Genomic DNA, 23,518 nt, shown 5'->3' with positions numbered 1-23,518 from the left:
CCACCACCTATGACCACTTTTCCCAAAGAATCTGAATTTGAGACCGCCGTGATCCACGAGTTGCGCCAGCGTGGTTGGGGAGACGCCGAAGTTATAAAAAATCCGACCGAGGCGGAACTGTTGACGAATTGGATGCGAATTCTTTTTGAAAACAATCGCGACAAGGATAGGCTTAATGAAGTGCCGCTGACCGACGGCGAGATGCAACAGATCATGGAGCAGATCACTGCGCTACGCACGCCGCTCAAGCTCAATGGCTTCATCAACGGGAAAACTGTCGCCATCATCCGCGACAATCCAGCGGACGCGTTGCACTTTGGTAAAGAAGTGAGCCTGAAGATCTACGACCGCCACGAGATCGCCGCCGGCCAGAGCCGTTACCAGATCGTGCAGCAACCACGCTATGCACGAGGCTCACCGCTCCTTAATGATCGGCGCGGTGACCTTCTGCTCCTCATCAGTGGTATGCCGGTGATACATATCGAGCTGAAGAAAAGCGGCGTGGCCGTGAGTCAGGCCTACAACCAGATCCAAAAGTATTCTCGCGAAGGGATTTTCACCGGCATTTTTTCGCTCATCCAAATCTTCGTGGCGATGGAGCCCACCGAAGCGCTTTACTTCGCCAATCCAGGACCGGATGGAAAATTCAACAAAGACTATGCTTTTCACTGGGCGGACTTCAATAACGAGCCGATCAATGGCTGGAAGAACTTCACCGCCAGCCTGCTTTCCATGCCAATGGCACACCAGCTCATCGGCTTTTACACCGTGGCGGATGAATCGGACGGCGTGCTGAAAGTAATGCGCAGCTACCAGTACTACGCCGCCCACGCCATTTCCGACAAAGTGGCCAAGACTGATTGGAAAAACCCAAACCGCCTTGGCGGTTACATCTGGCACACCACCGGATCGGGCAAAACCATGACCAGTTTCAAGTCCGCCCAGCTTATCGCCAACTCCAAGGACGCGGACAAGGTGGTTTTCCTACTCGACCGCATAGAGCTTGGCACCCAGACCCTGCAAGCCTACCGCAATTTCGCCGGTGATGGCAATTCTGTGCAAGCCACGGAATATAGCGGCGTGCTCATCAAGAAACTCAAGAGCGCCGATCCCGCCGATACCCTCATCGTCAGCTCCATCCAGAAGATGAGCAAACTAAAAGATGAAGAGAGCGGACTCAAAGCACACGATCTGGAAACCATGCGCGCCAAGCGCATCGTCTTCATCATCGATGAATGCCACCGCTCCACATTCGGTCACATGCTCATTGACATCAAAAAGAGTTTCCCAGGAGCGGTCTTCTTTGGATTCAGTGGAACACCCATCCACAAAGAGAACGTTCGAAACGACAACACGACCACCGATGTCTTTGGCGATGAGCTCCACCGTTACAGCATCGCCGACGGTATACGCGACAAGAACGTCTTAGGCTTCGATCCCTACCAAGTGCTGACATATCGCGACCGCGATTTACGGCAGGCCGTTGCTTTGGAGAAAGCCAAAGCCGCAACACCACAGGAAGCCTTTGCCACTGCTCAAAAGAAGAAGGTTTTCAACCGCTACATGAAAGACGTGGCAATGGCGGGACAGCGAGATAGTGCAGGGGTTTATCAAACCGGCATAGAGGACCACCTGTCCAACACTCAATACAGCCGTGGCGAGCACCAGAATGCTGTGGTTCAAGACATCGCAGACAACTGGCTCACCCTGAGTCAAGGCGGTAAATTCCATGCCATCTTCGCCACCAGCAGCGTCCCAGAAGCCATCACCTATTACCGTCTGATGAAGGCGCAATGTCCGCAGTTGAAAATTACCACCCTCTTCGATCCGAATATCAGCGATGAAGATGGCAACGGCGATCCCGTTTTCAAAGCCAATGGCCTCGTCGAAATTCTGGGGGACTACAATGTCTCCTACGGCCAAAAATTCGACCTTGGCAGTCATGGCAATTTTAAAAAAGACCTCGCCACGCGTCTTGCCCACAAAGCACCCTACATTCGCATTGAGAACGAACCAGACAAGAGGCTCGATCTGCTGATTGTCGTGAACCAGATGCTCACTGGCTTCGATTCGAAGTGGGTAAACACGCTCTATCTCGACAAGCTGTTGGCGTATGAGAACATCATTCAGGCGTTCTCCCGTACCAACCGCCTCTTCGGGCCGGACAAACCGTTTGGCACCATCCGCTATTATCGCAAGCCGCACACGATGACGCGAAACGTCGCCGCTGCCGTGAAGCTGTATTCCGGTGACAAACCGATCGGCCTGTTCGCGGATCGCTTGCCGCACAATTTGGATCGCATGAATGCCAGCTTTGCTGAGATAAGTGCGATCTTCTACGCAGCAGGAATTCAGGATTTTATGGCGCTCCCAGATGACCTCACCACGCGCGCGGCCTTTGCCAAGAGCTTCCAAGAATTCAACAAAATCCTCGAAGCAGCGAAGATCCAGGGCTTCACTTGGGAGCAAGCGATCTATGAATTCGATGAGCCAAAACGAATGGTCGAACTTGCTATTATTCAGCATCAGTACTTTACCCTCCTTCAGCGCTATAAGGAGCTTGGAGGCAGCAGTAGCGGTGGTGGCGAGGCCATTCCCTTCGAGATCGATAGCCATATCACCGAGATTGACACCGGTAAGATCGATGCCGACTACATGAACTCGCGCTTTGACAAATATCTCAAAGTCCTGCAAAGCGGCAATGAACAGGCCAAGGAAACCACCTTGGCCGAGTTGCACCGATCTTTTTCATCGCTTTCCCAAGAAAAGCAAAAAATAGCCGAGATCTTCCTCCATGACATTCAACGTGGCGACGTGCAGATCGATGTCCACCGCACCTTTCTCGATTACCTCACCGACTATCAGGATAAGGCAGATAATGATCAAGTCGACACGCTCGTGGCTGTTCTAGGTGTGGATAAATCAAAACTCGTCGCCTTCATGAAGACCTATGTGACGGAAGCCAGTCTCAATGCATTTGGCCGCTTCGATGATCTGAAAGCGACCGTCGACCAGCAAAAAGCGAAGACGTACTTTGAAGGTTTGGAAGGTAAAGAACTGGCCTTGTTCAGGGTCAACATCAGAACCGCAAAGCTCCTCCAAGATTTCATTATTAAAGGAGGGATATTATTCACCTGAGCTTTACCCGTGCCATTTGGGCGTAAATCACCATATTAGACCTTAACCATCATGGGGCACCGAAGATACGAAGTTCAACATCAAGGTTTGAACACGCACTAATCCATCCCTGGATTAGCTGAAAGGCTTGCAGCGACTCGCTGCTCCCAGCTGCACCGAGATTCATTTGGTTAGCAAAGTGATTTCTTGAGAAGCTGTTTGCCGCAACGACCCAGACCTCTTTTTTCACCGCGTGATTCCTCCTCCTATCGGCGATGAGGCCCCATAGGCGCTTCATTTCTGATTCCGAATCCGACGTTGACTCGTCGAAACGATTTCGATCCAACATGCGAATACGACTTTTGAGGCGATTTGCCGCTCCATTTGTAGGCCAGTCATTGAGCAGCTCGGACCAGTTTGCAGCGAGAAGATTTCGGTCACTTGTTATTAGCATCTCCAAGTTCTTCACCGCCTGTGAGCCGACTTCAGCAATTGCACCAGCAGATGACTGCGGGCGCTTGCTCGATGAACCGCATTTCACATGAATATAAACAAGTTTGTCTGGTGAAGAGACGACAAAGTCTGCCGGTTCTGTTCCCATATCTGAACACAACAGAATGTCGGGATGAGCGACATAATCATAAAAGGGTCCCAAGTCTGCGAGCGAGGGGTTCGCCAAAGAGAAATTTTTCAACTTATCGATCAGGTAAAACACAGACAACGGATCAAATTCATCGTTCACCGGTCCGGTACTTGCGCCCTTCTCACTCAGGCCTGCCTGCTGCAAGGCTGTGAGTCCAACAATAATGTTACCCAGCTCAGACTTTTCGATTTCAAATCCCCCCTGTGTTGGCAAGCGCAATTCGTAGAATCTACCTCCAGAATATGTGATGCCGTCTTTGAATAAAGCTTTGCTTAACTTCATAGTCAGAAGGTCGCTGATGTTGTCCACTCCTTCGACATGCACATCCATATTTTCCCGAGGTGAGAATGTTAAGTACGGCTCCTCCAGATCCACGCTGACATCGATGAGCGTTCCCTTAATTCCTTCGATCAGTTCGAACTGATTGACGCATGGGTAGAAAGCGAACTCATCGTCGATTTCGCGTCGCACCCCGTCAACCTCTACACTAATTGGATTTTCTCCTCCGTCAAACTCAAACATCAGCGCTTCGAGTTCAAGCGCTCGACTAGGTACAATTGGCTTCGCGAATGAATTTAGTACGCGACTTGTTGCCACCTCGTTCGAAGCGAGGCACCCTTCGATCATCTCGAACCACTCTTCCAAATCGGACAAACTGAATTGACGATCTTTGTGGTCTGAGATTCGCCCAGCATCCACGCCGACGTAGAAAGTTCCGGATTTCTTCCCCTGATTGTTCAAGGTGTCACACTTCAACGTTGACATTCGGTAGCCAGCAAATTGTTGCTGTCCTCCGAGCTCGTCTAGATTGGGACTTTTTAGGTGCATTGACTCTGGCCGGCGAGCTGGCCGTCCAATAGCACGTGTGCTCGTCTCCTTTGGGCGCATCTGGCCATCTCGAATCATGACTTTCAACAATTTTTCCTGCGACAGTGGAAGTGTTAATCCAAGCTCAGTATCGCCAGAAAATGATCGGCCTCGGCTGTCAAACACAGCAACAACACCATTCTTCAGAACACGAATCAATGTAATTTCAAGGCTGGGTTCAAAGAAAAGTTCATTCGCCAAGAATCTGGATTTATTGAACGCTACGGATAAAACGACATGTATTAAAGTACTATTCGACTTAAAAGTCTTGCACAATTCTCCACAATTTGTCGAGCGCCAAAATAGTGTATCTACCGCCTGATCGATGGCAAAGCTGCTTTGCGTATTGAGGAAACAAATCGAAGCTGTCGGAATGACTAGAGCCTTGTCGGGTTCGAAATCGTTAATGTCAAATTTCCCGACGAAACGGCTCTGATGATAGCTGTAGTTCGGGAATGCATCTAAGTATAGTTCGATCAACTTCGCGCTGTCTAACGAACTAAGGAACTTCGACACACCAGTTGATGATCTTAGCGATTCGTCGAAATCACGATAGCTCTCCCACATGACCTGGTTTGAGCCGTCATCCAATTCGACCACAACCGGATCGGTACCTTTGAATGCGCGGACCACGCGACCGATTGTTTGAACGAGTTCTCTGCCGCTCCCAACTACGTAAGTTAGGACAAGCATCTTCGCACATGGAATATCAACGCCTTCATCAAGCTTATGCTGATGAACAAGGATGCGGTACGAACTTGTGGCGATGTCTTGTGGAACCGACACTCGTTCAGTTTGACGTGAGTCATTCTTATAGGCATCGTGCACTGCAATCGCCGGCGCGAGCTTTGAAAATCGGTCGAAATAGCGCTGGACCTCTTCAAAGTTCTTGCACTTGACGATGCACTTCAGCTCCAAATTTTTCGCCAAGAAAGCCGAAATTACAGAGTCAAGTTCATAGTCACCCACTGAGTTTACGCTCGGAGCGCATAAAACTCCATCCTCCGCAGCCTCCGAGAATGTGTAGATGTAACTCGCTTTCGTACCAACGTCAAACTGAAAGAGATCATTACGGTAAGGGGTTGCAGTGACTATGATTCGATGGGCGTGCGTTCCACGGACCAGTGTGCGCCACACAGGAGATGGCTCAGAATGACCTTCATCGATGATGATGAGGTCAAATTGCTCCCTAATCTTTGTAAGGTGCTCCGGCGTCTGGTGCAAGAGCATCTGGAATGTCGTCACATATATGCCATTCTGATCGATGTCCTTTATTGAGCGATGAACTTTTCGCTGTGCAGTCATCGAACCTGGCGCCGCCTTCTTAAAGAACTCGCCTGCGATTTGCTTGGCTAGCTGATTGCAGACGTAACGCCTATGACAGAGAACAAGTATCTTGTGTTGTGGCGCGTAGTGAGCAAGCGTCGCTATAACTCCTGATTTCCCTGCACCGGTGGGGAGACTGAGCAAGCAAGCTTTGTGTTCCTGTTGATCTAGCGGCTTGTTGAGATAACCCACACCGCAACGGACTGCGCTCTTCTGGCATTCACGCAGTGCGATCCATATGCCTTGGTCAATCCCGAGGTCATTCAATGTGGCTTGATCCACTCTTTACCTTTCCTCGCATATACGCGCGTCTGCTCCGTTGGTAATAAGACTCAACTTGGATGCCGGAAGCACGATCTGAATCAACAGCCGCTCTTTCCTGCTGGAAAAGTAATTTTATTCCTATTTTATGATCAAAGCGTTAAAATTTACAGAGCACAACTTTTTTATAGTTGCGGGTACGATATGGAATCACCGATCATCTTGGCATCTCACGCTCTACCGTCCAGCCTTGATAACTCAATGACGTTCTTCCAACGTCAGAATTCTACTATTTTTATCTAACAATTCCTTTAAAATCAAAGACTTATTGACATTTCTTACGCTAAACACTATCTTTTGGGTATTACTCGCGTTAGAACAGCAATAAAATGAGCCCCTTCTCTGTTTATCTTTTGGATCTAAGGAATCGCTTTGGCCTTCGCCAAACGAAGCTTGCCGAAATGCTGGGCTATGAGCAAAGCTACATCTCCGGCCTTGAACTGGGCACGAAGAACCCATCAAACCAGGAATTCATCGCACGTCTAAGCAGTGCATTCAAGATGACAACTCAAGAGCAGGAAGAACTCGCCAAAGTTGTTAAGCAATCACAACAACGGTTTGTTCTTCCACGCGAGGCTCATCCCGAAGCGTTCCGCTTTTGCAGCGAATTATGGGACAAAATTGATCGCATTCCACTCCCTCAACTTCAGGCAATTCGAGCAGTCTTGAACTTAGACGTGCCCATGAACGGTCTGCAATTGCCTGAGAGGAATGGTTCGAAAGAAACGGAGGCCCAGATGTAAAAACGGGACAAACCTATTGGCTTGCCCCGTTTTTGGTAAGCCATAGCTGCGTGCTACGGGGACCTTAGGAATCTCCAGTATCGCGCTACCGACTGCGCGCGTCAAGCCGCCCCCCCCTCCATTCGTTACACGATCGCTTTGGTCTATTTCCCAAGGCAGGGAATTTTTCGTCCCAAATTTCGTGTTTTTTATATACGCGACGTCGACTAAAACGTCGCGAGGGCGCCGTTACGCCTGCAAATTTGACGAGGTAGCAGTTATGGCAATGAGGAAGGTTGTCACACCATCTGGCCGGGGCATCCGCGGCTTTTTCCCATCCACGAAGAACCAGCGAATGGTCGCGTGGGAATCCTTGCTCGAGCGCGACGCGATCATCCTGTTCGAGCTATCACCTGGCGTTGTCTCGTATGAGGAACAGCCATCCATTGAGCTGTACTACGACGGCTCTCTCCCTCGAAGATACTACCCCGACTTCGCATTGACGCTGCGAAACGGATCTGTAGCACACGTAGAAGTTAAACCCAAGAAAAAGCTCTCCAACAAACTGGTTTACGAGCGCTTGCACCTGATTGCAGCCAGCTATCAACGGCAGTCGCGGCAATTTTGGATTTTGACTGACGATGAAATCCGCAAGCAACCCAGACTATCGAACCTAACACAGTGCGCATATCACATCAAAGCTGCACGCGTCGATCAGCCGCCAGTTTGGCAGTTGCATGAGCTGAAAAACCGTGAGGACTGGACCGTTGAGACATTAGCGAAGACGCTTGGCGGGATTTCTTCCGTGTTTCGCTTGCTCGCTTCCGGTCTGGCCTTTTGCGACCTAAGCCAACCAATACTGCATTGCACCCGTATATCCTTTACGCACGGAGAAGCACCAAATGATTCGCTTTACTTTTAGAAAAGGCCTGCGGTTTCTTGAACGTCAACGTACGTGGACGCTGATTCGACGACTGGCGAATCAAAAACTACAACTCGAAGATGAGGCTGGCGAGATCGTCACCTACACGGAATCGGAACTGAATTGCAAGTGGCTCAGACGAGAGCTCGTTATTGATGAGAGCTGCATTTCTGAGTCGAGCAGCGCTTTCTATCTGACCACCCCGCGTGACTTATCCACTTATCCAGAGCACGTTCGTTCGTCTTCACTAAGGAGGCTGAAGTATCTAGTTGCCCTCGAAGGATATCTTGGTACCTACGTGCCGAAGGTACTTCAGCCGCAGATTAGTGCCATCGCAGCGCAAATTGGTGACCTTAATCCGCCAAGTCCAATCACCGTGTATCGGTGGTGGAAATGCTATCGCTATTCCAAGTCAGGGGAATCAACAGTTGATATGCGTCATCGTTCCGGGCGCCCGAAGTGCGATGCCGCAGATGCACTTTTGGAAGAATCCATCTCCACGCTCTTTTTAGATCAGCAACAGCATCCAGCCTCGGCAGTGTACGACGACTTGTGTACTCGTGTTGAGCAAGTCAACAGGCAGCGCGATCACGCCTCGCAAATCCGCTGCCCATCCAGGGCAACAGTTTATCGTCGCATAGACGATTTGGAAAAGGAAATTGTCGATCGTTCTCGTCTAGGTAAGCATGCCGCTGAACGAAAGTATCGACCAGTGCTAGGCACGGTCAAGGTCAGCAAGGTGCTAGAACGCCTTGAAGTGGACCACACGCCACTGGACCTAATCATCATTGATGAAGACACAGCGTTGCCACTTGGCAGACCATGGCTTTCAGTCGCAATCGACAGATACAGCCGAGTCATCATGGGTTTCTATGTGTCCTTCAACGAACCTTCATCGTTCTCCATTCTTCAATGCTTGAAACGAGCGATCCTGCCAAAAGATGATTGGCTGAGCAACTACCCGGATATCCAGGGAAAATGGCCCTGCCATGGCATCCCAGAGTTAATCGCTACCGATAACGGCATGGATCTTCACTCTGCTGCATTTCGCGATATTTGCCTCGAGTTAGGGATCCAGTTGCTTTATTGTCCGGCGAAAAAACCAGAATACAAAGGTTCAGTCGAGCGCTTCTTTCGAACGATCAGCCAGGGCCTCGTTCATAGGCTGCCTGGTACCGTTTTCTCTAATGTCAAACAGCGGGGTGACTATCCATCGGAAGAGCTGGCCGCAATCGATCTTAAAACCTTGATGCACTTGCTGACGAAGTGGGTAGTTGAGGTGTATCACTGTTCGAAACATCGAAAGTTACGCATGACACCGCTTGAGAAGTGGTACGAGAGCATTCCCAACCGCACCGTAGAGCTCCCGGCTTACCCCGAACAGATGGATGTGTTACTTGGAATTCCTGCCGAGCGCACTTTGTTTCACTATGGCTTGGAAATAGACAATCTCATGTACAACAGCGAGGAACTGCAAACCATTTTTCGCAGAAATGGGGCGGAAGCAAAGACCAAAATTAAACTCAAATACTACGAAGACGACGTGTCATACATTCATGCGTTCAACCCATCCAACGATTCTTACGTACGCGTGCCCGCTGTGGATTGGGACTATGCCACGGGCCTAAACAGGCATGTCCATAATTTAATTCAGGCTGCGGCAAGAGAGAAACATGGCAGCCGGCCCGGTATCAAGCGTTTGCTTGAGGTCAAGACAGAGATACAAGAGATTGTATCTAACGCCCTGAAGAGCAAGAAAATGAAGGATCGAAAACGCGGTGCCAAGCTGACGCAGCATAACAGCGAAGGAATACTCCAGCGCAATAGCTCTCCTATCGAAAAAGCCATGTCGCCAAAAAAATCAACCAAAGCGACTCGGCCAGCACAGGTAGATCCTGGATTGGATGACGAACTTCCATCATTCAAAGTTTCAACTCGGACGTTGCAAAGGAAAGGAGAAGGCAGTGCATAAAGATGCTATGGCGAAGCGCAAGGTGCACTCTAAGGGCCCCGATCAATACGAGAATTACACAGGCTTTTCAATCCGCCATCAAGTAATTGAGTTCAATGCATTTCGTGAAGGCTGGCAAAAAATTGCCCAAATCCATCGTCGTGGCTGTGATGCCAGAATTGCAGGTGGGCTGCTTTTGGTAGGGCAGTCGGGCGCAGGAAAAACTACCCTTATCGAACACTACCGTGACAAATTTCCCAACGAACTTCGCCCGGAGCAGACCATTGTGCCTGTCCTGATAGTTCAAACCCCAGCGATGCCAACGGTGAAAAACTTGGCAGAAGCCATACTGCATGCATTGTGCGATCCGGACGTGAACAAAGGATCGACAGAAGAAAAAACCCGCCGGATCTTCAAGCTCTTGCGGGCCTGCCGCGTTGAACTACTCATCATCGACGAATTTCAGCACTTTAGTGACACGCATCGTCGTAGCGTTGCAAATCAGGTCGCGGATTGGTTGAAAAGTGTTTTGAATGTGGCCCAGATACCGGTCGTAGTAGTGGGACTACCGCGGGCTGAGAACGTGATTCACTTAAACGAGCAACTTGCCAGACGCTTCTCGTCAGGCTTTGAACTTCGTCCTTTTAGCTTCCACACGGGCGAAGGGCAATTGGAATTCAGAGGGCTACTGAAAACCATACATTCCCATATCCCTGTTCAATGTGTTGAATTCCACGAAGCCAATCTAGCATTAAGATTCTTCGTCGCAACGAATGGGCTCATCGACTACATCGCGAAGATCATTGATGAAGCAGTACAAATAGCTGGTCGTCGTGGAATACCTTACATTGATTGGAGCATACTCGCCCAAGCGTTTGAGGAGTCTGTCTGGAGAAATGTCCCCAAAAAGCTCAATCCGTTCAATCCTGATGCTGAACTTCGGCAGTTGAACAAAGTTGGCGAACCATTCGAGCATTGGGACCCATTACGCTTACCAAGCATAGAGTTGGAGGAAGGGCGATGAATAAGCTGCTATCGGAAAGTCACCCTGGCGATAGTATGTTACTTTGCAGGCCGGCCCGCGCGCCCACTGAGGGGATGTATGGTTTCCTATTACGCTTGGCTGAAGCAAACGGTTTGATTGGCATCGCCCAGCTTTTACCCGGTCGAAAACCTTCGATTGATGCGCTGGAACGCCGGCTTGGCACACAACGCTGGCCACAGAATCGAACAATGCTCGATGCAATTCGTCCGCAGCTAACTTGCCGCCCAGGACAACGGTCACTATGGAACCAACGGCATAGCCGCTATTGCCCTTGCTGCCTAAGTGAGTCGCCGCAATGGAGATGGGAGTGGGAATTAACGCTCTTCACTAGCTGCCCCCAACACGGCGTCGAGCTGATAGAGCACTGTCCCGGATGCAGCAAGAACCTAAGCTGGGGACGTCAAAGCCTGACCAATTGTGATTGCGGTTTTTCCTTAACTTCGGCTGAACCTATGCCCGTCTCACAGGCGGAGCGCCAGTTAGCGGAAATTTTTTATGCGAAGCTTTACCGGAACCCGACGACGCACACACACCTGTCTGAATTATCACTTGAACAATTAAACAGGGTGACGTTTATGCTTGGCGCATACGCAAAAAATGATGGACGCAAGTTCTCGCAAAAAATTAGAAATTTACATGACATAGATGTTGTGCGCCCGCTCACGCATTCAGCCGCAAGCATACTTATGAACTGGCCTAAGAAGTTCCACAGTCTGCTTGCATCGTTGCGCAAGGCTGGTGAGATCGACATACAAGATCAGCGACTGTCAAAGCGTTTCGGATTTTTCTATCAATACGTCTATAAAAACCTGAGGGATCCTGAATATTCGTTTCTTCTGCAAGCATTCGAAGGGTATATTTCACGCACATGGCGGGGAGCACTTGCTGAACGAAATTCAAGACTTTCCGTTGATATGCGCCGACGTCATACCTGGATCCCGATCAGCGCAATGGCGAAAGAGCTTAAGACGTCACCGCGTAAACTCCAACTCCTCATCAACGACGGTCGTATCGACTCCAATGTTAGTAAGACCGATACCGGCCGTTCTCTCATTTGCGTGAATCGCCAGCAAATTGCAAAGATGCGGATGGAGTTAGACAACGTACTTGATCTCCAGCAGACATGCCATTTATTAGGGCTTACGAAGTCACGAACAACGCAGCTCGTGCAGGGAAAAATAATTGAATCAATCTTTCAACCAAAAGGTTCAGGAACATCACGTTGGGGGATACCTCACCAGCATGTGAAAGCTCTTATATCGTTTGGTTCTGATCTACCGGTCATCGCGGAACGTGAGAGGCCTGAACTTGTTTCGCTTGCTCATGCGCTTCGTTACCTGCTTCGGGAAAGATTTCTATTTCCTTCCCTAATAATCCGAGTCATACACAGAGAGATCATGCCATTGGCTGTCTCCGATTCCATTTCCGGCCTGCCCAGTTGGCTATTCGATCGCAATGCACTTGTTGCCTGGATAAATGAGCAGCGTCGAGTTGGCATGCATGGCTGCATATCCGTTCCAGATGCAGCTCGGAAACTAGGTATACGCCAAGAGGCTATTTATCAATTCGTACACAGGTCACAATTGCGCTTCGTCCTTCATAACGAGCGCCATCACGTTCTCATCTACGAAAAAGACTTGGAAGAATTTGCAAACAAATTCGTTTTTAGTCATGAGCTTCAGGCGCAGTTCAACTTGGTTCCTTCTTACTTTATCCCACGTCTTATGGCACGTGGCGTCAGACCGGCCAGCGGCCCAAAAATCGATGGTGGGCAAATCTATCTATTTCCCCGATGTTTAGATCTTTTCGATGCAATGAACGACGTAGTCAAGAATCGTAAATCCGCGTAGCCGTTCAAACAAAACAGGAAGTGTGATGAATTATTGGCAAGGATTCAGTCCCATCAAAGAAATGCCAATCTGGTTGAAGTGTCGCTGCTTGCTCATTCGCTTACTCGTACACGAATGAGCAAGCAGGCGACACGCCTGTCGGCCATCGTCTCGGGCTCGGATACTACTCCTCTGCTTTGAGAACGATGGCCCTAATACATTTAGATTGTTAAAGAATAGTGCCTCGTCTGCGCATACAGCACTAGAGCTTCAATCTGCGAGCATTTTCACGAACATACCTGCGTACACGGCTACTTGTCCAGCACCGCCACACTAACGATCGCGTCGAACTCGTTCAGCACATCTGGGTGATGCTTTGTCAGGTGACGCAGAATGGAATCATTGGCCAACAGCTTCGCTAAATATCCTCTAGCCAATACTAAGTTGAGGACGTCGTGGCCATAGGACTGCTCGGCCAATTTGAACTGTTCCTGCAGATTTCCCATTTCCCTTTCCATTTTCGCCATCTGCTCAGCGCTCACGCCCGTCATTTTTTTGGTCTTGGTTTCACCGACAATCATGTTGCTTAGGGTGGCAGCTACCAATGCTCGCGCGTAGGCAACCGTGAGATTATTACTACTGACCATTAATTCAACGCACTCCACTTGCCTCGTAGGCTTGAGCTTGCGTAGCACTGCACCGAGATTTGCGGAGAAAACCTGATCGCGCAGCAATTCAGCGGCTTCCGGACAAATCCCATCGAGTAGGTTCAATTTCTTCAAAATTAAGCTGATATCAACGTCAAGCGCCTTGGCAAGTCTCTCAGGAGTAACACCACGCTCGACAGTACGCCGGATCATGACGTGTTCTTGAATACTAGAAAGGCGATTTACCCGGTTGTTATAGGTATAGCTTTCGTCGTCAAGGGCTACCAAACAAGGTACCGTCTCGAACCCCAGCTGTTTTAATGCCGTCAGTCGCGAATGCCCATCTAGTAAGACGTACTGCTTGTCTCTATTAGGTTTCGTCACCGATAATGGCTCAATCAAACCGACAGCCTCAATGGATGCGAAGATTTGCTTAAATTTTCGAGAAACCAGCAACCCATCAGGCGTTTTTCGCGAAGGCAGAATCAACGAGATCGGCAAGCTCAATGGTTCCGGTACAAAACCCAAAGGCGGTTTTCCCATGCTCAGATTCCTTTCGCCCATACTCGGTCCGCAAGATGCTGTGGCAGTGTATCCAGTCCTTCCGCACGCAGAAGATTCCCGAAATTCTCATCAACCAGAAGCTGGCGCAACGCGCTAACTATGAACAGCAAACTACGCTGGGTGTTTTCTGCCTTTCTTACCAGCTGTTTTTGGCGCTCGACTTCACGCTTATAGTTGCGCACAAGACTGGATGTGGTGACATCATCGTTTTGCTCTCGGGACGGAATTTTTCCGCCCATGCCTCGGCCCCGCGTTCGGCGACGTTCAATTACCCGACGTGCTTGTATCAACTGGTTACCGCGTAGCTTGCCAGACTCGTAAGCATCCTGCAGGGCTGCCTGGATCGCCTTATCATCGTTGCCCGCGCCGGCTATAGTGATGGCAGCATTAAGTGGGATACGTCCACTGCCGACTGCCATCAAGAGCCGTTCTTCGCCGTTTTTGAGCAGGTACAAGATGCCCTGTACATAATCCATGCTCAGGCCAGTCTTTTCCACAATCGCCTTTTTATCGTAACCCTGATCTCGCAGTTGCTCGATACCTGCCAGAAGCTCCAGCGGACTAAACTTACGCCGAGCGATGTTCTCCGTCAGGCTCATAATAAAAGCTGACTCATCATCGACGCTCATGACAATTGCAGGGATCTCCGACTGACCGAGGCTTTTGAACGCCTTAAAACGTCCTTCACCACAAATCAACAGGTACCTCTCGCCATCATTGGCTGGCCGGGGCGTTACAACGATTGGTTTTTTCAGGCCGAGGCTTCTGATATTGGCAACGATCTGTTCGAATACTCGGTTATTGCGTTCGCGAGGATTGAGCACCTCGATTTTTTCCAGTGGGATCATTCGCAAATCTGAGTGGTGGTGATCCTTGTAATGGTTCATGCGATCCTCCGTAAGCGACTCCGTCGAGCCATGCTGTACAGATAATCTAAACTATCAAAGTGGTAGCACTCGACTTCAATGCCGTTGTGGTCGGCCAAGTGAATCCGCGGTTGACCGAAGTCAAGGCGAGGCAAAAGATAATAATCCAGTGAGGCCTGATTTTCACTATCCAAGCGCACAGCCACCGTAATGTCCGGTGCCAGCGTTGTGTCGAAGCGCACCTTCCATCGCCGTCGGCCATTTTCGAACGACTGGCAGCGAGCGAGCACTAACGAGACCGTAAACTCGCGGTTGATGGTGAGAAGGTCAGTGGCTGGATCGCGCTCTACCACGCCACCAACGTCGGAGATCATCTGCTCTGTCTCACCGACGATTTCTGGATAGAGCCTACGTAAGAACTGATTGGCTTCTAAATACTGGTAATCCCGATTAGGTGTAAAGCCAACTACCTGGTACGCTCGGATCAGGCTGCCGAACCTGTGTGCGTAAGCTGCTGCTGACGGCATACCTTCCGCCTCGTTGATGATCAAGCCCGAAAGGTATCCATGCCGCTGGTACAGATTACGCAACTTCGCGACAAATTCTTCCTCGCTATATCGAAGTGCCCGAGCACGTAAAATACCTTGCGTGGTGTAGAAAATCTCGGCTGGGACTATGCCTTCGAATGCCCCGTCCTTCTTGATCCACATATCAGGGCTGTTGATCACACGTTGTTTCTTGAGCTTGAACGATCGGCGGTTGTAAACATTGTTGCCAATGTACTTCTCGTTGGACAGTACCTCTCGGACAGTGGCCCGCGTCCAGTTGCGTCCGAGATCGGTCTTGATACCTTGGCCATTGAGGCGCTCTGCGATCTCTGACTCCATCAAATTGTCATCGATGAACCAGCGGTAGATCTGGTTCACAACAGCCACTTCCACATCTGGCCCTGGCTGTAGGATGACGCGGTCCGTTTGTAAGCTTTTTTGCTCGCCTCGCATTAACTCGCTTTTGATAGACCCCGTCTGATCGATCAACACGCGCCGTAGGCCAAAACCAGCAGACCCGCCCTGTCGAAAACCCAGTTCAATCAGTCGGCACTGGCCTGCGAAAACTTTGGCGGACAGCTCCCGGCTATATTCGCCGGCCATCGCGCGTTTGACGCCCTTGACGATAGTAGACACAGGCGAGCCATCGTTCTCGAACTGCTCCGCACAGTAGGCCACTTGGATTCCAGCGCGACGACAGATATATTCATAGTAAGCACTTTCATCCGCATCCTGGAACCGGCCCCAGCGGCTCACATCGTAGACTAGGATCATCTGGAAATCTGCAGTACCAGTCTCGACGTCTTTAATCAACTGCTGCAAGGCTTGGCGACCATCGATCCGCAGCCCACTCTTCCCTGTGTCAGCGTAGGTTCGAACGATCTCTATGCCACGACGTTGCGCATACTCGCGGATCTTGTCTGCCTGGTTCTGGGTCGAATATTGCTGATGCTCGGTAGACATTCGAACGTATTCAACGGCACGGAACGTTACAGGACTGTTCTGACGATCTGGTACGCCAGTTGGTTGTTCGTCTAAATACATAGCGCTTCATCCCTTCGCTATTTACATGTAAATCTCGGGACCAACTTTCTAGCAATGGGCAACGGCCGGGCATGGACGTGGCGCACGCCACCACAATTGTTTCATCAAGATGATCGACAGCTTATTGAAACGAAAATACCGAATTTCTGTCAGAAAGCCTAACGAGTCCTCTCTTTACACGCGTCCTTTTTACAGGGGCAATCCAAACATACAGGGGTAATTTCTACGATCAAAGTACCGTTTTCTGAAACGTGGTCCCCTATGGCATGTGTGATTTTGTAGACTCCCTGCGGCAACATCGAGGGCGAAAGCCACGCGTCCATCTTTACACAATCTCTGTTGCAACGTGGCGCGTTCTGTCGTCGATCTCGGCTGCTCTCTGCATAGTCGGGGTGGGCGCGATACTGACGCCAGTAGTCGGGATGACTCTCCTGCCACGCGCGTTGTGCGTCTCGCTGGTTGAGTCGATATTCAGGATCCGTTTGCAGCTTATTTTGCTGCCATCGGCGCTTTCTAACGCGCTGACATTTGGGCGCTGAACAATAGACCTGGTTCGGAGCTTGGGGGCGTGGCTGGAACTCCCGACCACAGCCTGCGCAATACTTGATCGACATTGATCTCTCCATATGAGCGGGGTATGGAGAAGCATCCGATTGTTCAATGTGATCGACGACTACAACCGTAAGGGGGTCGGCATAGAGGTTGATTTCTCATTGCCGTCCGAACGGGTAATCTGGCCCCTTGACAAGATCATCGAATGGCGTGGCAATCCCCAGGTCATTTGCCGCGATAGTGGCCCGAGTACATCAGCGCTATGACGCTGGCCTGGGCCGCCAAGCGTGGCATACGCATCGACTTTACTCAGCCTAGCCAGCGGCAGCAGAACGCTTATGTCGAGCGCTATAATTGCACGGTCCGCTACGAATGGTTAGTCCATCACCTGTTTGAAACGCTCGATGAGATTCAGGATTTTGCGAACCGCTGGCTGTGGACTTACAATCACGACCAGCCCAACATGGCACTTGGCGGAATCACGCCAAAACGGAAGCTTGCCATGGCCACTTAACCTCTACTTTTAGCCTGCTCTAGAAATGGGGGATTACCCGTTTATCTCTATGAACACAACTCGCCACTTGAAACTTCACTTCATCAGCACAGCATCGAAAATGAGATAAAAAAAGCAAAATGCAGCTACAGCCAGAGGTCGCTACGTACACTTCCCAGCTGACGAGCCAACTGAGCAACGCTTACCCAAATCTTGGCCGGTGAAACAGCTTCTAAGTGTGCGGTTTCCTCAACTGCCATCACCACCACTTGCAGGGGTGTTTCATCTAGGAAGTGCAGTAAATAGGATATACGATTAGCCGGTACTTGTCCGGTAATCAAAGCATGCTGCAGCTCGTCGCTAGTCAGCTCTCCCCTGTAACTGACGCTCGCGTTTTTTGCCGCCATCCACAAACCGCATTTTTTTTCCCTCGCCTTGATCGATGGCGGAGCAAAATTGAGTCCGAGTACCCCCAGCAGATTCACCAAGCGCCCGAAACTGAGATCGCCAATAGTTCCGGTCTCCAGCTGTTGCACTGTCTGTCGCGACAGTCCAGCAAGTTTCGCTAGCCGTTGCTGCGTTAACCCAACGGCAAGTCGACGGACGCGGATTGATTTCCCGACCTCGGAGATGTTCATCAGCCACCACTCTATAAATGTAAAAAATATTGTACATGCATTTACAGCACCTACATATACTTAACTTGCCGACTTAAAACAATGGAAGCGTCATGTCTGCATTAAGCTGAGGGGCGTTAGGAAAATTTCATCTATTGTGAGATTTCATGAGGAAATTTTCATGTTTTTTGAGAATGGCACTGCCTTTAGTCTCAAAATACATGGATAACTTGTTGATTTTTAAAGCATTAGATTTCATCTTTTTTGAGATCCTACAGCCCCTGCTTTCCGTTGCAGCCAAGGCGGCCCTCTCCAGGGCCGCTTTTTTTATGCGCGCCAGAGACCGTCGCATATTGACATGATTGCCAAAAGCAATCAATAATCTGCCATAAGCAAGCAAATGGGAGGTGTCACATGCAGGCGGATCAACTCGTCGAACGCACGGAGATCGTGCGTCGTTTTAACCGTTTCTATACGCGCCAGATTGGCGTGCTGCATGAACACTTGCTGGACAGCGCGTTTTCGCTGACGGAAGTGCGCATCCTGTATGAACTGGCGTACCGGGAGCAATTGACCAGCGCGGACCTGTGCCGCGAGTTGGACTTGAACGCGGGCTACCTGAGCCGGGTTATTGCCGGATTCGAAAAGCAGGGGCTGATCGCCAAGACGCGCTCGCCCAAGGATGCGCGCGCGGCGCAATTACAGCTGACCGCAGAGGGACAGCGCACCCTCGCGCCCCTGGTCGATGCCTCGCGACGCGAAGTGGCGGCCATGCTGGAACGCTTGCCGCCAACGGCGCAGCAGGAGCTGGTCGCTGCCATGGGGCAAATCCAGGGTTTGCTGGGGGAAACATCGCCCAGTTATATCCTGCGCAATCCGCAGCCGGGCGACATGGGCTGGATCATCCACCGGCAAGCCGTGCTGTATGCGCAGGAATATGGCTGGAACAACGAGTACGAGGCGCTCGTTGCCGAGATTCTCGCCAAATTCGTGCGCGAATTCAACCCGGTCCGTGAGCGCTGCTGGATAGCCGAAAAGGACGGCAAGGTGATCGGTTCCATCTTCATCGTGCGCCAGGACGACACGACTGCCAAACTGCGCCTGCTGTACGTCGATCCCAGCGCGCGCGGCCTGGGCATCGGCAGCCGCCTGGTCGATGAATGCCTGCGCTTCAGCCGTCAGGTCGGCTATACGAAAATCGTGTTGTGGACCAATAGCATCCTCACTGATGCCCGCCGCATCTACGACAAGGCCGGTTTCCAGCTGGTCGAGGAAGAGGCGCATCACAGCTTTGGCAAGGACCTGGTCGGCCAGGTACTGGCGCGCGACCTGTAAGCAGGCGCTTGCCGGCGCCGGGAGTGGAAGCGACTGTGGCGGCGGCAGGACAGTAGCCGCCGTTTTCCTCGCCCGGATCACCACTGCCCCCAAGAAACCAGTACACTAGTTCCTGAGCGCAACTAATTTTGTACGCGCGCCATGCCGCCTGCCGTTGCCGGGAGGCGTCCCTGCCGCAAGGCGTGTTGTCTGCCTGGACAAATGGAATGTTCACTTCGCGCAGTCTGTCTCCTGCCTTCTATTACCTGTTCTTTTCCGGAGAACGGGAGCAGCAGCAGCGCTTTTTCAAGGAACTGCATTTCATTTCGATAGCGATCCTGACGTTTGGCCTGGCTTGCTGGCTGGTCACGTTCAGCCTGACCTTGCCGCGCGCTTCGTTCGATCATGCGCAGGCGGCGCTGGGCGTGGCGGGCATGCTGGTCGGGCTGCTGCTGACCGTGTATGCGAAGTCCTTGCAGGCGATTATCGCCAGCGGCACCATCAGCGTGCTGTTCATCGCGTTCAGTTTTCGCGTGCTGATGCTGGGCACGGAAGATCCCGCTTTCTGGGTGTTGCCGTTGGGCGTGATGATCACCCTGACGACGGCGCCCATTTTCAGCGGCATCGCGTATTACCTGGGCGTATCGCTATGCGTGTGGGCCATTCTGGGGCTGGGGCAGTTTCCCGTGCATGCGGGCCGGGCTGACCAGCACTGGCCCGTGCTGGCCGTCACCATCAGCGTCATCATCGGCCTGGCGCTGAACATCTATTTTCTCGTCTTGCGCATCCATAACTATCGTTCCCAGCGCGAACTGGCGACGATGGCGTACAAGGATGGCTTGACCGGACTCAATAATCGCCGCATGTTTACGCAGGGCGCGCGCACCTTGCAGCGCACGGCGCGCACGCCCGCGTATTTCCTGATGATCGATATCGACGACTTCAAGCAGATCAACGACGTGTACGGCCATGACGTGGGCGATGAAGTGCTGAAAAAGATCGCCGACGTGATCGCCAGGCTGTCGGGCGAGCACCTGTGCGGGCGCCTCGGCGGCGAAGAGTTTGCCGTCATTTACCTGGGCGAAAAGAACGCGGCCTGCGCCTTTGCCGCGCAACTCGTTGACAGCGTCGAGGCGGCTTTCGTGCCGGAACGCAAGGTGTCCGTCAGCATCGGCGTCGCGGAACTGCTCAAGGAAGTCGACTTGTCGCACAGCTACCGGCGCGCCGACGAATCCTTGTACCTGGCCAAGAAGAACGGCAAGAACCGTTACGTGCTCAACGCCGCCTGAGTATTGTCGTTGGGCCCGGCATCGAGCAGCGCCAGCAAGGCTTGTGGGGAAATTTTCCAGGGATCGCGCTGCTCGGGGTCCACCTCGTACCAACTGTCCTGGGTACCGATCTTGAGGATGGTCAAGGGAATCTCCTTGCTCTCGAAAAACGCCAGCATGCGGCGGATCAAACCGCTCACCTTGGCGTGGTCATCGCCATACAAGGAACAGGTATAGAAACAGCCCTTCTCTCCCATGCGCAATTTCCTGGCCGCGCCGACACGCGAGTGGAGCACGTACTTGTGCAAGAACTCGGTCACGACTTCATCGTCAACGGGAATACTGCAGGAAATAGTGATCTGGGCCATGGCAAGCGGAACAGTGATTCAATAGCCAAGCTTAGCAGAAAGAGATTTATTCCTGAAATGCTAAGATCGCGGCCCGCGCATGCCGGCAACCGGTCCGGCATGGCGTCTCGACAAGGAGGGCCATTGAACACCCCAGGAAAAATCACTCTGCGCACGCTGTCGCTGTGCGCCGCCCTGTGCTTGCCGCTTTCCACCGTGGCACAAGACGTTTCTGCCGAAGATGCCGCCTTCGTGGCCGCCACCGTGCCCGTGCCGTCGCCGCCACTGCGCCTGAGTGCGCATCCGGAGATCCGCGCCGACGTCTTCAAGCTGCTCGGCTATGCGCGCGGCAGCTATACGCAGGGCAACACCCTGATCGCGCGCCAGGTGCTCGACAGCATGTATTCACTCGACGACATCACGCGCACCATGCTGCCCGACGGGCGCTCGGTACTGGCCTCCATCGATGCCAGCACACACGGTGCCTGGCGCGCCGCCATGCTGTTCGATCCGCAACGCAAGCTGTTGGCGCTGGGCCTCGTCAACGGCCATTGCCAGGCCGCCGCCGGCGACGCTGCGCCCGCCTGCCTGCCCTCCACGCATGCCGTGCTGACGCTCTTCGTGCCGCCAGGCGCTGAGGACGAGATGGCCACGCCGCTGCTCGTGTGGGCGCGGCAACTGCCACCCATGCTGGCGCAGGCCGCGCCGGCACAGCGGCAAAGCATTGCCGCGGTGGAATACATCACGACCCGTCCCGGCCAGCCCGGCTGGGAGGCGCGCGACGTGCCGCCCGGCTTTCCCGCCAGCCTGCTGCACCTGCTGCTGCCGAATGCAGAACTCAACAGCAGTTCCAGCGGCGGCAAGATCGTCACACCGGCGGGCCTGGACGGTTTGCCCATGCGCACGCCCACGGAAGCGGCCGAGGCGGGCGACGAGCCCATGCCCGATGCCGCCATCACCCTGCGCAGCTATGCCGATTTCCACTGGGTGCTCAACACTTACGCCAAGCTGGCCAAGGGCGCGCAAGTAAAGGGCCATGACGACAAGGTGGTGTTTACGGGCAGCGATGCCAGCGGCCGCTACACGGTGACCTTGCGCGAACCCAACAAGGACGATGGCGTGTTCATCACCGTGGCCAACTGGCGGACAAAATAAGGAAGGCGAACCGGGAAAGCATTGCCATTACGCACAAGAGCATGGCATTTTGGCATTTTGCGGTATGATTTCCGGCCGTGCGGCGCGGCCCGATCCCTGCCTTGCCCACCCTGCCCTTCAAGCCAGTCACGCTTGCGTCGCATCCTGCCCCTAAGGAATTCATATGTTCGGTTTTAACTTGCGCGTTGCCAAGATGGTGTGGACGGCGTTCCTCATCGCCTTCCTGCTCTTTCTCACCTACAAGGTTTCGTCGACCCTGATCGTCGTGGTCTTTGCCATTTTCTTCAGCTACCTCGTGTATCCGCTGATCGGCCTGCTGGAACGCCATGGCCCGAAACGCTTGCCGCGCACGGCCAATATCGGCATCGTCTTTCTCGTCGTGATCTTGCTGGTGGCGGTGCTGGGCTCCATCTTCGGCGCACGCATCGAGGAAGAAGCGATCAAGCTCAGCGATCAATTGCCAACCCTGCTCAAGGGTAATAACTTTGCCGAGCGCATCCCGTTGCCTGAATTCATGGAGCCGCTGCGCGCGCGCCTGCTGTCGTTCATGCAGACGCAGCTGAGCAGCGGTACGGGACAAGCCATGCCGCTGGCGAAAGAACTGGGCTTGACCGTCATGCATGCGGCCAGCAACCTGATCTATCTGGTGCTGGTGCCCGTGCTGAGCTTTTTGCTGATCAAGGAAGGCCCGGACATGCGCGACGGCTTGTTGTCGCTGCTGAACCGCCCGAACAAGAAGCTCTGGGGCGCCATCATCGACGACCTCGACATCTTGCTGTCGCGCTATGTGCGCGCCCTGCTGCTGTTGTCGATCGCCACGTTTGTGTCGTACAGCATTGCCTTTTCCCTGATGGGCGTGCCGTACAGCCTGCTGCTGGCCGGCGCTGCCGCCTTGCTGGAATTCATCCCGTTTGCCGGCCCGCTGGCGGCCGCCGTCATCGCCGTGGTCGTGGCCGGTTTCAGCGGCTTCGAGCACGTGTTCTGGCTGATCGGCTTTATCGCCGCCTACCGTTTGTTCCAGGATTACGTGGTCAATCCGTACTTGATGAGCGAAGGCGTGGAAGTGAGCCCGCTGATGGTGATCGTCGGCTTGCTCGCCGGCGATCAGCTCGGTGGCGTGGTCGGCATCTTTTTATCCGTGCCCGTGATGGCGGCCATCAAGATTGTCTTCGTGCGTGCCCGGGCAGCCTTGCAGGCGCGCCATGATGCGCTGGAGAAAGCGGAGCAGGCGGCGGAAGAAGCGCGCGCCCAGGCCTTGGCCGAGGCGGCGCGCTTGCAGGAACAGGGCAGCAAGGTAGCCCTGGAACAACAATAATCTAGAATCAACAACGCCTAAAAACCGTAGCGAGCGGCAGCAAGT

Annotated in this window: 16 protein-coding genes and 1 pseudogene; 11 read left to right on the top strand and 6 right to left on the bottom strand. The window is 52.5% G+C overall.

Features of this window, described 5'->3' with window-relative positions; translation table 11 throughout:
* Positions 1-9: 9 nt before the first annotated feature.
* The gene (locus ASN89_RS19045; RefSeq protein WP_058050367.1) at positions 10-3,138 is read left to right on the top strand and encodes a type I restriction endonuclease subunit R; all 3,129 of its coding nucleotides are present in this window, start codon (positions 10-12) and stop codon (positions 3,136-3,138) included.
* 49 nt (positions 3,139-3,187) lie between these two features.
* Here ASN89_RS19045 and ASN89_RS19040 read toward each other — a convergent pair whose 3' ends face one another.
* Positions 3,188-6,235: a DEAD/DEAH box helicase gene (locus tag ASN89_RS19040; RefSeq protein ID WP_082654655.1), complete on the bottom strand. Its 3,048-nt coding sequence runs from the start codon at positions 6,233-6,235 to the stop codon at positions 3,188-3,190.
* A 368-nt stretch (positions 6,236-6,603) separates the two neighbouring features.
* Between ASN89_RS19040 and ASN89_RS19035 the strand changes: the two genes are divergently transcribed.
* The 5 genes from ASN89_RS19035 to ASN89_RS28280 all read left to right on the top strand — a co-directional run bounded on the left by ASN89_RS19035 (position 6,604) and on the right by ASN89_RS28280 (position 12,764).
* Entirely contained in the window at positions 6,604-7,017 is a 414-nt protein-coding gene (locus ASN89_RS19035) for a helix-turn-helix domain-containing protein (RefSeq protein ID WP_058050365.1), read from the top strand.
* A gap of 334 nt (positions 7,018-7,351) precedes the next feature.
* Positions 7,352-7,918: a TnsA endonuclease N-terminal domain-containing protein gene (locus tag ASN89_RS19030; protein ID WP_152988618.1), complete on the top strand. Its 567-nt coding sequence runs from the start codon at positions 7,352-7,354 to the stop codon at positions 7,916-7,918.
* A complete protein-coding gene (locus ASN89_RS28285; protein ID WP_082654654.1) occupies positions 7,899-9,890 on the top strand; it encodes a DDE-type integrase/transposase/recombinase in 1,992 nt (663 codons plus the stop codon). The genes ASN89_RS19030 and ASN89_RS28285 overlap by 20 nt, the downstream gene beginning before the upstream one ends.
* Positions 9,883-10,893: a TniB family NTP-binding protein gene (locus tag ASN89_RS19020; RefSeq protein WP_161911784.1), complete on the top strand. Its 1,011-nt coding sequence runs from the start codon at positions 9,883-9,885 to the stop codon at positions 10,891-10,893. Before ASN89_RS28285 ends, ASN89_RS19020 begins: the two co-directional genes overlap by 8 nt.
* A complete protein-coding gene (locus ASN89_RS28280) occupies positions 10,890-12,764 on the top strand; it encodes a TniQ family protein (protein ID WP_082654652.1) in 1,875 nt (624 codons plus the stop codon). The genes ASN89_RS19020 and ASN89_RS28280 overlap by 4 nt, the downstream gene beginning before the upstream one ends.
* A gap of 290 nt (positions 12,765-13,054) precedes the next feature.
* Here ASN89_RS28280 and ASN89_RS19010 read toward each other — a convergent pair whose 3' ends face one another.
* From ASN89_RS19010 to ASN89_RS19000, 3 genes are read right to left on the bottom strand one after another with little or no spacing between them, the layout of a single operon-like run.
* Positions 13,055-13,933 carry a plasmid partitioning protein RepB C-terminal domain-containing protein gene (locus ASN89_RS19010; RefSeq protein WP_058050360.1) on the bottom strand — a complete coding sequence of 293 codons (879 nt, stop codon included), beginning with the start codon at positions 13,931-13,933 and terminating at the stop codon, positions 13,055-13,057.
* 2 nt (positions 13,934-13,935) lie between these two features.
* The gene (locus ASN89_RS19005; protein WP_058050359.1) at positions 13,936-14,841 is read right to left on the bottom strand and encodes a ParB/RepB/Spo0J family partition protein; all 906 of its coding nucleotides are present in this window, start codon (positions 14,839-14,841) and stop codon (positions 13,936-13,938) included.
* Positions 14,838-16,412: a recombinase family protein gene (locus ASN89_RS19000; RefSeq protein WP_058050358.1), complete on the bottom strand. Its 1,575-nt coding sequence runs from the start codon at positions 16,410-16,412 to the stop codon at positions 14,838-14,840. The genes ASN89_RS19005 and ASN89_RS19000 overlap by 4 nt, the downstream gene beginning before the upstream one ends.
* Before the next feature lie 641 nt (positions 16,413-17,053).
* Between ASN89_RS19000 and ASN89_RS29540 the strand changes: the two are divergent.
* A pseudogene (locus ASN89_RS29540) lies at positions 17,054-17,478 on the top strand (integrase core domain-containing protein); the annotation flags it as partial.
* 125 nt (positions 17,479-17,603) lie between these two features.
* Here ASN89_RS29540 and ASN89_RS18990 read toward each other — a convergent pair.
* Positions 17,604-18,095 carry a helix-turn-helix transcriptional regulator gene (locus ASN89_RS18990; RefSeq protein WP_058050357.1) on the bottom strand — a complete coding sequence of 164 codons (492 nt, stop codon included), beginning with the start codon at positions 18,093-18,095 and terminating at the stop codon, positions 17,604-17,606.
* A gap of 393 nt (positions 18,096-18,488) precedes the next feature.
* Here ASN89_RS18990 and ASN89_RS18985 point away from each other — a divergent pair, with 393 nt between their 5' ends.
* Both ASN89_RS18985 and ASN89_RS18980 read left to right on the top strand, forming a co-directional pair.
* The gene (locus ASN89_RS18985) at positions 18,489-19,409 is read left to right on the top strand and encodes a helix-turn-helix domain-containing GNAT family N-acetyltransferase (RefSeq protein ID WP_058050356.1); all 921 of its coding nucleotides are present in this window, start codon (positions 18,489-18,491) and stop codon (positions 19,407-19,409) included.
* A 206-nt stretch (positions 19,410-19,615) separates the two neighbouring features.
* Positions 19,616-20,677, top strand: a complete 1,062-nt coding sequence (locus ASN89_RS18980) for a sensor domain-containing diguanylate cyclase (protein ID WP_058050355.1) — start codon at positions 19,616-19,618, stop codon at positions 20,675-20,677.
* Here ASN89_RS18980 and ASN89_RS18975 read toward each other — a convergent pair.
* Entirely contained in the window at positions 20,656-21,024 is a 369-nt protein-coding gene (locus tag ASN89_RS18975) for a hypothetical protein (protein ID WP_058050354.1), read from the bottom strand. The two genes, ASN89_RS18980 and ASN89_RS18975, sit on opposite strands and share 22 nt — an antisense overlap.
* 123 nt (positions 21,025-21,147) lie before the next feature.
* Between ASN89_RS18975 and ASN89_RS18970 the strand changes: the two genes are divergently transcribed.
* Together ASN89_RS18970 and ASN89_RS18965 are read left to right on the top strand one after the other, a co-directional pair.
* Positions 21,148-22,158: a hypothetical protein gene (locus ASN89_RS18970; protein WP_058050353.1), complete on the top strand. Its 1,011-nt coding sequence runs from the start codon at positions 21,148-21,150 to the stop codon at positions 22,156-22,158.
* 163 nt (positions 22,159-22,321) lie between these two features.
* On the top strand, positions 22,322-23,473 hold the full coding sequence (locus tag ASN89_RS18965; protein WP_058050352.1) for an AI-2E family transporter: 1,152 nt from the start codon (positions 22,322-22,324) through the stop codon (positions 23,471-23,473).
* The last annotated feature ends 45 nt before the right edge of the window (positions 23,474-23,518 follow it).

The sequence above is a fragment of the Janthinobacterium sp. Ant5-2-1 genome, from assembly GCF_001445815.1.
In the GTDB taxonomy this organism is placed as follows: domain Bacteria; phylum Pseudomonadota; class Gammaproteobacteria; order Burkholderiales; family Burkholderiaceae_D; genus Janthinobacterium; species Janthinobacterium lividum_E.
The sequence above is the reverse complement of the archived record's forward strand: the minus strand, read 5'-3'. Positions and strand labels throughout refer to the sequence as shown.